The following is a 422-nucleotide window of genomic DNA, read 5'->3' as shown; positions in this document are numbered from 1 at the left end:
TCGACCAGCTCGATGCGCAACTGGTGGCGCTGGAAAAGGCCGAGGGCGCGCAGCTGGTCGTGCTGATGGTCGGCAGCACGGGCGAGCAGGACATCGAGGGCTACTCGTTGGCGGTGGCCGAGGCCAACAAGGTCGGTCGCAAGGGCACCGACGACGGCGTGCTGCTGCTGGTGGCGAAGGACGACCGCCGCGTGCGCATCGAAGTGGGCTACGGCCTGGAGGGCGCCATCCCCGACGCGGCCACCGCGCGGATCATCCGCGAATACATCGCGCCGAAATTCCGCACCGGCGATTACTTCGGCGGCATCAGCGACGCGGTCGGCGCGCTGACCCAGCTGATCAACGGTGAAGCGCTGCCGCCGCCGGTGCGCGGCGCGCCCGACAACGGGCGTTCCGGGCTCGGGCTGGAGCAGGGTCTGATG

General features: G+C 70.1%; 1 protein-coding gene. It reads left to right on the top strand.

Translation table 11 applies throughout. From position 1 onward, the window contains the following. The coding region (locus UUA_RS18270) for a TPM domain-containing protein (protein ID WP_008439698.1) at nt 1–422 on the top strand (422 nt) is incomplete at both ends.

The organism is Rhodanobacter thiooxydans LCS2 (genome assembly GCF_000264375.1).
GTDB lineage: Bacteria > Pseudomonadota > Gammaproteobacteria > Xanthomonadales > Rhodanobacteraceae > Rhodanobacter > Rhodanobacter thiooxydans.
The sequence above is the reverse complement of the archived record's forward strand: the minus strand, read 5'-3'. Positions and strand labels throughout refer to the sequence as shown.